This is a genomic window from Nonomuraea turkmeniaca (assembly GCF_005889735.1).
GTDB lineage: Bacteria > Actinomycetota > Actinomycetes > Streptosporangiales > Streptosporangiaceae > Nonomuraea > Nonomuraea turkmeniaca.
This window is the reverse complement of record NZ_VCKY01000358.1, coordinates 1-7,935: the sequence shown is the minus strand read 5'-3', so window position 1 is coordinate 7,935 and position 7,935 is coordinate 1. Positions and strand designations below refer to the sequence as shown.

Sequence of the window (7,935 nt, the reverse complement as noted above, 5' to 3'; positions counted from 1 at the left end):
GCGCCGCCGCGTCGCCGAACGCGGGCCCGCCCGGCAGCAGCCCGCGCTCGGCGCACTCCATCGCGAAGGCCAGCGTCCCGCCCAGGGAGACCTGGTCGAGGCCCAGATCGTTGCAGAGCGCGTTCGCGGCCAGGACGGTGTCGAGGTCGTCGATCCCGAGATTCCAGCCGAGCGACAGGAACGCCTCCTGCCCGAGCCCGCCCGCCCGGCGCTTGCCGGCGGACGGAGGGGCGTACACCTTCAGGCAGTCGTTCGGGCACCCGGGACAGGCGCCGCTGACCGCCACCGCCCGGCCGCCGTAGTCCCGCACGCCGGGAACCCGCAATCCTCCCGGCAGCGTGAAGTTCCGGACGGAGGCGTACCCGGGGGCGGGCGGCTCGCCGGTCCAGCCGGCGAAGCCGGGCTCGCCGGCCTGCAGGGCGGCCAGCGGGTTGGCGGCGATCGAGTCACGGTAGTAGCGGTCGATCGCGGCGACCGCCGCCGGATCGGCGACCTCGGCCGGCGCGTCGCCCACGCACACGATCGCCTTGAGGTTCTTGGCCCCGAACACCGCTCCTATCCCGTACCGTCCGGCGGCGTAGGCGTAGTCGGTGACGACGCTCGCATACCGGACGAGGTTCTCTCCGGCCGGCCCGATGGCCGCGACGTGCGCGCCCGGCCCGTGCCGCTCCCGGAGCACGTCGGTGGTGGCGGCGGTGCCCAACCCGCGCAACTCCACGGCCTCGTGACACGAGACCTCGCCATCACGGACCAGCAGGTAGGAGAGCCGCTCGGCGCGCCCCTGGACGGCCAGCGCCCGGACGCCGGCGCCCCGCATCCCCGCCGCGAACGGCCCCAGCGCATGCGCCTCCCCGGCCACCCCGGTCAACGGCGACTTGGCCAGGAAGACGCCCTTGGCCAGCCCCGGGGCCCGCGTCCCGCCGAGCATCCCCGCGGCCACGTACACCAACGCCCGCGGGTCGTAGGGGTCGAGCCCGGCAGGGGTGCGCTCGGCCATCAACCGCAACCCGAGTATGGACCCGCCGTAGTGGCCCGGCTCGCCCGAGCGGTGCTCACGCTCGGCGGTTCCGCTGGTCAGATCAACGATGAACGGCACGGTACGACCTCCCTTGGACGTTGCGGCGGCACACCATCACACAACAGCCACGCGTCGCAAGCCCCGCCGCGGGCAGGGGGTCCGGATGAAACGCTTCTTGAAGGCCGTGCTGCTGCGCCGGCTGGCGCGTACGCCGATCGGCGCGGTGTTCCTCGCGGTGGGCTGGGTGCTGGGGCGGCGGCGTAGACGCCGCGGCCAGCGGCACCACAGCAGTCACAAGAGCCACACGACCCGCAGGAGAAGGTGACGTCGTCGACCACGACCGGCACCGCCGCGCCGTCCGCGCCCTGCTGGAAGACCCCGGCGTGGCCCGGCACTCGGGCCGCACGCTCACCGCCGCCCACCTCGCCAAGGAGTACGGGTCCACCGGCGTCTGACCGCTGAGTGTGGGTTCACCGGCGCCTGATCGTCAGCCGTCACCCAGGCTCCAGACCCGTATGGACCGGTCCTCGCCCGCGCCCACGATGACCGGCCGCCCGGCGGGTGCCGCCAGCGCCAGCGTGCGGATCGCCCCGCCTTCCCCGGGTCCCAGCTCGCCGATGATCTCGCCGTTGTCGAGGTTCCAGACGCGGACGGTCACCTCGCCGCCCGCCGGGGCGTGGGCGACGGCCGCGATGGGCACGTCGCCGAGCCGTCCCGCGACGAGGGCCACCGCGCCCCGGTCGTCGGGGCTCTGGTCGCTGAAGGCCCACTTCTTCCTGCGCTTGCCGGTGGCCAGGTCGTACACGCGCAGGGTCGCGTCCAGATGGGTCGAGACGACCACCGGCCTGCCCTTCAGCTCGCCGCAGGCCAGCAGTTCGATGCCGCCGATCTCGCCGGTCTCGAACGAGTGCGTGACCACCCCCGTGGACAGCCGCCGCACCCGGATGCGCTCCCCTCCGTCCCCGGTCACCAGCACGTCGTCCTTCCCGAGCCGGCCGAACGCCAGCCCCCTGATGCCCTGGAAGTGCTCGGTGCTGGTGACGCCGATCTGCTTGCCGGTGGCGATGTCCCACAGCCGTACGGTGCCGCGCAGGTCCCGCATGCCGTCGTACTTCTGCGACACCGCGATCGCCCGGCCGCCCGCGACCGTCACGGCGATGATCGGGTCGCCGGCCCGGTGCGCGGCGAGGCTCTCCCCGGACGGGCTCCACAACCGCATCCTGCCGTCGGAGTGCCCGGAGGCCACCACCGGGGCGCCGCCGCGCTCCCCGTACGCCACCGAAACCGCCCCGCCACCGCCGTCGCCGACCTTGGCGATCGCGGCGGCCGTGCTCAGGTCCCAGGCGAGGACCGTGCCGTTGGCCGTGCCGCACGCGACGCCGGTCCCGCTCGCGCTCGCAGCGAGCGCCACGGGCGCGCCGGACCCGCCCGGCAACGACACCGGCTCCCTGACCTGCGTCCCGAACGGCTCGGCGGAGGCGGTGGGCGTCGGCCGCGCGGACGGCGAGCCCGCGTTCGGCGAGGCCGAGCCGGCGTTCGCGGAGGCCGCGTTGCCGCTGGGCGACGACGACGGATCGCCGTCCGGCCGCAACAACCCCCCTCTGGGGCGCAGCACCGCGAACGCGGACACGGCCGCCGTGGCGACGGCCGCCCCGGCCGCGCTGATCACGGCCCGCCGGCTGACCCGCCTCCCACCGCTCGGCGCCGTCTCCACGTCCGCCACCGGACGCGCCCGCGCCGGAACCGCCTGATGAGCCTGAAGACCCACAGGCGGCGAACCCGCCGGTCCGGCTTGCGGTCCTGAGGGTGGTGGGCCTGCCGGTCCGGCTTGCGGTCTTGAGGGTGGTGGGCCTGCCGGTCCGGCTTGCGGTCCCGGGGACGGCTTTCCCCGGGACCCAGGCGGCGCGCCGGGAGGCGGTTGTCCGGCAGGTTCGCCAGCGGCTCCGAACGACGGATAGCGCGCTGGTCCGGAGGGCGTACCCGCGGCTGCCCCGCCTGCTCCAGGCGCGGGCCCCGCGGACACCGAGCCCGCCGGTGCGGACGGGGCGCCCGCCAACGGTTGGCGCGCAGACGGCGGCAAGGGTTGCAGGGCGGGCCCGGTCCGTCTGATCAGGCGCTGCATCAGGTCGGCAGGCGTCGGCCGGGCCGCGGGGTCCTTGGCCAGACATTCCCGGATCGGGTCCACCAGGTGGGGCGGGACTCCCGACAGATCGGGGTCGCCGCTCAGGATGGCGTTCATGATGGCCGGGACGGTCTCCCCGGCGAAGGCCGGCCGGCCGGTGGCGGCGAACACCATCGACCCAGCCCAGCTGAACATGTCCGACGTGGGCCCGATCCGCAGCCCCTTGAACTGCTCAGGCGACATGTACGTCGGCGTCCCCACCGGCTCGGACACGAGCGTGGTCGCATCCAGCGCCTTGGCGATCCCGAAGTCGATGACGATCGGCCCCACGGGCCCCATCAGCACGTTCCCCGGCTTGAAGTCCCGATGCACGATCCCGGCCTGATGAATCGCGGCCAGCGCCGTCAACGTCGAGATCGCCAGCCGATCCAGCGCCCCGCCCGCACGCGGCCCGGCCGACCGGACGAGCTGCTGCAACGTGTCGCCCGCCACGTACTCGCTGACGATGTACGGCCGCTCGTCCACCATCCCGGCGTCCAGCACGGCCGCCGTGCAGAACGCCGCCACCCGCCGCGCCGCCTCCACCTCACGCAGGAAGCCCTTCGTGACGTCGTCGTCCCCGCTCAGGTGGCTGTGCAGCAGCTTGACGGCGACTTCGCGGCCATCGCCGCCGACCGCCTTGTAGACGGTGCCCTGACCGCCGGAGCCGAGCACCCCGACGAGCCGGTACCCGCCGACCCGTTCGGGATCGCCCGATCGGAGCGGGCGGATATCCGGCATCCCGCTCCTTTCCCGGACCTCCTTGGGCGATCCACACGATAAGGCATGGGGTCGCCGCGTCAGGAAAGCTTCTCGAAGAAGAACTCGTGCTTCAGGAACGACGTGTCGTATTCGCTGCCGGGGTATGGCGGGATGAGCTGCGACGCCTGGAACAGCCGCCAGCCGTCCCGCAGCGCGTCCACCCCGGTCTCGTACGGCGGCTCGTCCCCGTCCCCCGCGGTCGGGTGGGTGCGCCCGGTGCCGTCGTAGGAGGACCATCCCACTACGGGGGCGTCGAGCGCGGAGGTGGCCAGGTAGAGAACGAGGACCTGCTGCTTCATGCGACGGCCCTCCCGGGGCGGTTGTTCACGCGGGTCGTCCAGTAGTCGATGTCGAAGTCCGGGTCGGCGGTCATCGCCCGCCACAGGCGCACCCGGTTGTGGATCTCCAGCCGTCCGGTCGCCTGCTCGTACCAGGGGAAGCGCCGGCTCAGCTCGGCGACCACAGCCGGGTCGGCCAGGTCGGTGGTGTCCCACAGGCGCACCTGCGGCACGGTCGGATTGAGCCGGATCTTGAACATGTACCTGCGCTGGTCGCTGTCGTTGCGCCGGCCGCCGTGCCAGATGCCGTGGTGCAGCAGCATCACGGTCCCGGCCGGGCAGGTCAGCCGGGTCTGGCCGCGCAGGTTCTGGTAGCGCCCGGTGTCGCTCTCGTTGGTGCGGCGCAGGTGGCTGCCTGGCACGACCAGGGTGCCGCCCATGTCCGTGGTCACCTCGCGCGGGTAGTACATGAGCTGCACGTCGAAGGCGTCCATGCGGGTGTCGATGATGGCGTCGGCGTGCAGCGGCTGGGCCTCGCCGCCGCGCGGCTCGCGTACGTGCACGGCGTGGTGGTCGACGGTCGGGCCGGGGCCGACGAGGGAGTGCATGGCTCCGGCGACCTCGGGCACCTCGACGAGCCTGCGCGCGAAGGATCCCGCGGGGAAGGCCACGTCGAGCGGAGTCCCGTACGGCACCTTCGGGATCCCCGCCTCCAGCACGTCGACGGCCTGATCGTTGAGCTCTTGCGGTACGACGCCGTCGAGCCGCAGATAGCCGGCCGCCACGAACCCGGCCACCTGCACAGAAGTCAGCAAAGTGGTTCGCATGCCACAAACGTATGATCACGCATATGTCATGTAATGGGTTGTAATCATCGACTAGTGGTCTGTTTTCCCCTATATATGCCCTTATGTACCGGGTGAGCCTCGCACTGTCCGACCCTCCGCTCGTGGCCGGGGCGGGCGTCGGCGTGCACGGAGTCGTCAGCTCGCACGACGTGTTCAAGCTGCCCGACCTGTGGCAACTCCACTTGTACGGCTACGCCGCCGAGCTGGTGCTCGAAGGCACCACCCACCCGATCAGGCCCGGCCACGTGAGCCTCATCCCACCGGGCGCCGAAGTGCACTACCACTATCGGGGCAGGTCCGAGCACCTGTACGCGCACTTCCGCCTCCCCGGTTCGGGCGAGCGGCGCGACGTGCCCGTCATGCGCGACGCCGGCGACCAGACGCCGCTCATCGCCGCCTCGCTGCGGCAGGCCATCGCGGCCGTACCCGGCACCCGGGCGCGCGCTTCGGCCGAGGTGTGGACGGTGCTCTGGAGGGTGGCCGGCCTGCCCGTGGCCGGCAGCGCGGACGCCGTCGTGGCGGCCGCGATCGAGCACATCGAGGCCGACCTGGCCGCGCCGCTGACCGTGCCCGGCATCGCCCGCGCCGCCGGGGTCTCCCACAACCACCTCACCCGGCTGTTCCGCGCGCACACCGGGCACACCGTCGTCGGCTACATCCGCCGCCGGCGCCTGGCCCGGGCGCTGCACCTGCTGCGCGAGTCGACGCTGGCGATCCCCGCGATCGCCGCCGCCGTGGGCATCCCGGACCTGCAGGCGTTCAACAAGGCCTGCCGCCGCGAGCTCGGCGCCTCGCCCCGATCCCTGCGCGCTCAGGGCGTGCCGGCCGACGGCAGGGGAGCTCAGGGCGTGCCGGGCTGATCGAGGGCCGCGCGCCAGGATCGTGGTGCGCTTCGACCTCACCGACGGCGCCCGCCCGGCTGGACGGCCACCTCGCCGCGGGAACAGGCCGGCGACGCCGCCGCCCGGGTCCGGGCGCTGGGGACCGGTCCGCTCGCCGTGTTCGGGACCAGCAGCGGCGCCACGTTCGTGTTGTGCCTGCCGGTCACCCATCCGGAGCTGGTGCGCGGCTGCGTCCTGCACGAGCCGGTGCTCGCCCGTGCTGGTCAGCGAGCACGGCCGGGCGCCCCAGCAGCAGGCCGCCCCCCCGCCTGGCCGGGCGGCTCGGCACGTGGGTGGAGCGCCTCCCCGGCACCCACACCCCGTACTGGGACCATCCGGACGAGACCGCCCGCGCCATCGGCGAGTTCGTGCGGACGCTCGGGTAGCCGGCCCGCCTCGTCAGGTAGGTTGGCCGACCATGGAGGAACGCCAGCACTGCCCACGACGTCCGGCCCGCGCCGCCGCCGCGGTGACGATCGCGGCCCTTTCCGGCATCGCCGCCTGCGGGGTTCCGGCTGCGTCCGGAGGCGCCGCAGGCTCGGCGCCGGCCCGAACGGCCACCCCGGCGGCGACCCCGCAGACGTCCTCGGGCGAGAAGCTGCCCGCCCCCGGCGCGGCCGTCCCCAAGGACGCCACCCGGATGGCCGCCGCCCTGCGCAAGACCACCACCGCGCTGCACGCCGCCATCGACCGCTGGTCCAAGAAGGGAGAGCCGCCCCAGGACGTCCAGCTCCTGGCCCTCTACCAGCAGCGCATCTACCGCCACGCCGCCCGCAACTCCGAGGTCGCCTCCCAGGCCTTCGCCCGCCTGCCCGCCGCGCTCGCCGCCCAGGCCAAGGACAACACGGCCGCGATCCGCGGGCTGCTCGCCCTGGCCCACCCCGTCAAGCCGTCCGCCACGTTCAAGGTCGCCCCAGCTCGCCCCGCGGCCGAGCTGCTCGGGTACTTCAAGAAGGCCGAGCGCCGGTTCGGGGTGGAGTGGGAGGTGCTGGCGGCCGTGATGTTGGCCGAGACCAAGTTCGGCCGGGTGAGATCCGCCAGCCACACCGGCGCTCAGGGGCCCATGCAGTTCATGCCCGGGACATGGCGGGCGTACGGGATGGGCGGCGACGTCCACGATCCGCGCGACGCCGTCATGGCGGCGGCCAACTACCTGCGCGCCAGCGGCGCCCCGGGCAACTACCGGCGGGCACTGTACGCCTACAACCATTCGGACGCGTACGTGAACGCCATCCTCCTGCACGCCCGCCAGATCAAGCGGGACCCGAGGAACTACTACGTGTACTACAACTGGCAGGTGTTCGTCCTCACCACGGCCGGCGAGCGCCGCCTGACCGGCCCGCGCTGACACCGGACGTGACCGGCCCGCGCTGACCCCTTACGCCCGGACCCCGTACACCGCCGTGCCGGCGATCGCGTCGGAGTCGCAGCCGAGCCCGTCGAACAGGTCGTCCGACAGCCCCTTGGGCGGTTGCGGCAGCGCCGACACCGTCCCGCCCGGTCGCCCCGCGCGATCGAGTCCAGGAGCCGCGGATCGTCCTGATCCGGCAGCTCCCCGGGATGGTGATCAAACGTGCGAGGTTTGGTGGCGTTCACCCTGAGTCCTCCTGTGAAAGAGCCCGTGCCGCTTCACGTCTTGGTAGCGGCGAGCGTCAGGAAGGATCGTGCGCGTGGCCGGATTTCCGCGCCGTAAAGGGAACCTACGCGTGGTCCACGCAGCAGGGTGTCGGGTTCGGGACCTCGGCGGGCGCGATCCGGCCGCCGGCGGCGGGCATGGCGAGCAGGGTCATCAGGCCGTCCCGCCAGACGGGCCTGACATGATCGGCGGTCACGACCGGCACGTCGTCGCCGGGCGGATCGGGGACGGCGAGCACCACCACCCGCTCGATGGCGGACCTGCCGAGCAGCTCGCCCACGGTGAGGGTGCCCGTGAGCAGGTCACGGCCGGGATAGGCGACGACCCGCCCGCCCCGCCGCGCCGCGTGCT

At 73.4% G+C, this 7,935-nt stretch carries 8 protein-coding genes; 3 read left to right on the top strand and 5 right to left on the bottom strand.

Features of this window, described 5'->3' with window-relative positions; all coding sequences use genetic code 11:
- The coding region (locus ETD86_RS50950) for an aldehyde ferredoxin oxidoreductase N-terminal domain-containing protein (protein ID WP_211370850.1) at positions 1-1,096 on the bottom strand (1,096 nt) is incomplete at its 3' end.
- An 85-nt stretch (positions 1,097-1,181) separates the two neighbouring features.
- Here ETD86_RS50950 and ETD86_RS56355 point away from each other — a divergent pair.
- Positions 1,182-1,343, top strand: coding sequence for a DUF6203 family protein (locus tag ETD86_RS56355; protein ID WP_170223745.1), 162 nt, complete (start codon positions 1,182-1,184; stop codon positions 1,341-1,343).
- 162 nt (positions 1,344-1,505) lie between these two features.
- Here the strand turns inward: ETD86_RS56355 and ETD86_RS50945 are convergent, their stop codons facing one another.
- From ETD86_RS50945 to ETD86_RS50935, 3 genes are read right to left on the bottom strand one after another with little or no spacing between them, the layout of a single operon-like run.
- The gene (locus tag ETD86_RS50945) at positions 1,506-3,920 is read right to left on the bottom strand and encodes a serine/threonine-protein kinase (RefSeq protein ID WP_138673822.1); all 2,415 of its coding nucleotides are present in this window, start codon (positions 3,918-3,920) and stop codon (positions 1,506-1,508) included.
- A gap of 59 nt (positions 3,921-3,979) precedes the next feature.
- Positions 3,980-4,240: a hypothetical protein gene (locus ETD86_RS50940; protein WP_127934273.1), complete on the bottom strand. Its 261-nt coding sequence runs from the start codon at positions 4,238-4,240 to the stop codon at positions 3,980-3,982.
- Positions 4,237-5,046 (bottom strand): phytanoyl-CoA dioxygenase family protein, encoded by an 810-nt coding sequence (locus ETD86_RS50935; protein ID WP_211370849.1) that lies wholly within the window; start codon positions 5,044-5,046, stop codon positions 4,237-4,239. Before ETD86_RS50935 ends, ETD86_RS50940 begins: the two co-directional genes overlap by 4 nt.
- A gap of 92 nt (positions 5,047-5,138) precedes the next feature.
- Here ETD86_RS50935 and ETD86_RS50930 point away from each other — a divergent pair, with 92 nt between their 5' ends.
- The gene (locus ETD86_RS50930) at positions 5,139-5,927 is read left to right on the top strand and encodes an AraC family transcriptional regulator (protein ID WP_211370848.1); all 789 of its coding nucleotides are present in this window, start codon (positions 5,139-5,141) and stop codon (positions 5,925-5,927) included.
- Positions 5,928-6,366: 439 nt separating this feature from the next.
- Positions 6,367-7,296: a lytic transglycosylase domain-containing protein gene (locus tag ETD86_RS50925; RefSeq protein WP_138673820.1), complete on the top strand. Its 930-nt coding sequence runs from the start codon at positions 6,367-6,369 to the stop codon at positions 7,294-7,296.
- Positions 7,297-7,648: 352 nt separating this feature from the next.
- On the opposite strand, the gene ETD86_RS56350 is transcribed toward ETD86_RS50925, so the two are convergent.
- A partial coding sequence (locus ETD86_RS56350) for a hypothetical protein (protein ID WP_211370847.1) occupies positions 7,649-7,935 on the bottom strand: 287 nt, incomplete at its 5' end.

What these genes read in the sequence shown, in the direction of transcription:
- ETD86_RS50940 (WP_127934273.1), bottom strand. Translation starts at nt 4,240, where the DNA reads ATGAAGCAGCAGGTCCTCGTTCTCTACCTGGCCACCTCCGCGCTCGAC.
- ETD86_RS50945 (WP_138673822.1), bottom strand. Translation starts at nt 3,920, where the DNA reads ATGCCGGATATCCGCCCGCTCCGATCGGGCGATCCCGAACGGGTCGGC.
- ETD86_RS50935 (WP_211370849.1), bottom strand. Translation starts at nt 5,046, where the DNA reads ATGCGAACCACTTTGCTGACTTCTGTGCAGGTGGCCGGGTTCGTGGCG.
- ETD86_RS56355 (WP_170223745.1), top strand. Translation starts at nt 1,182, where the DNA reads ATGAAACGCTTCTTGAAGGCCGTGCTGCTGCGCCGGCTGGCGCGTACG.
- ETD86_RS50925 (WP_138673820.1), top strand. Translation starts at nt 6,367, where the DNA reads ATGGAGGAACGCCAGCACTGCCCACGACGTCCGGCCCGCGCCGCCGCC.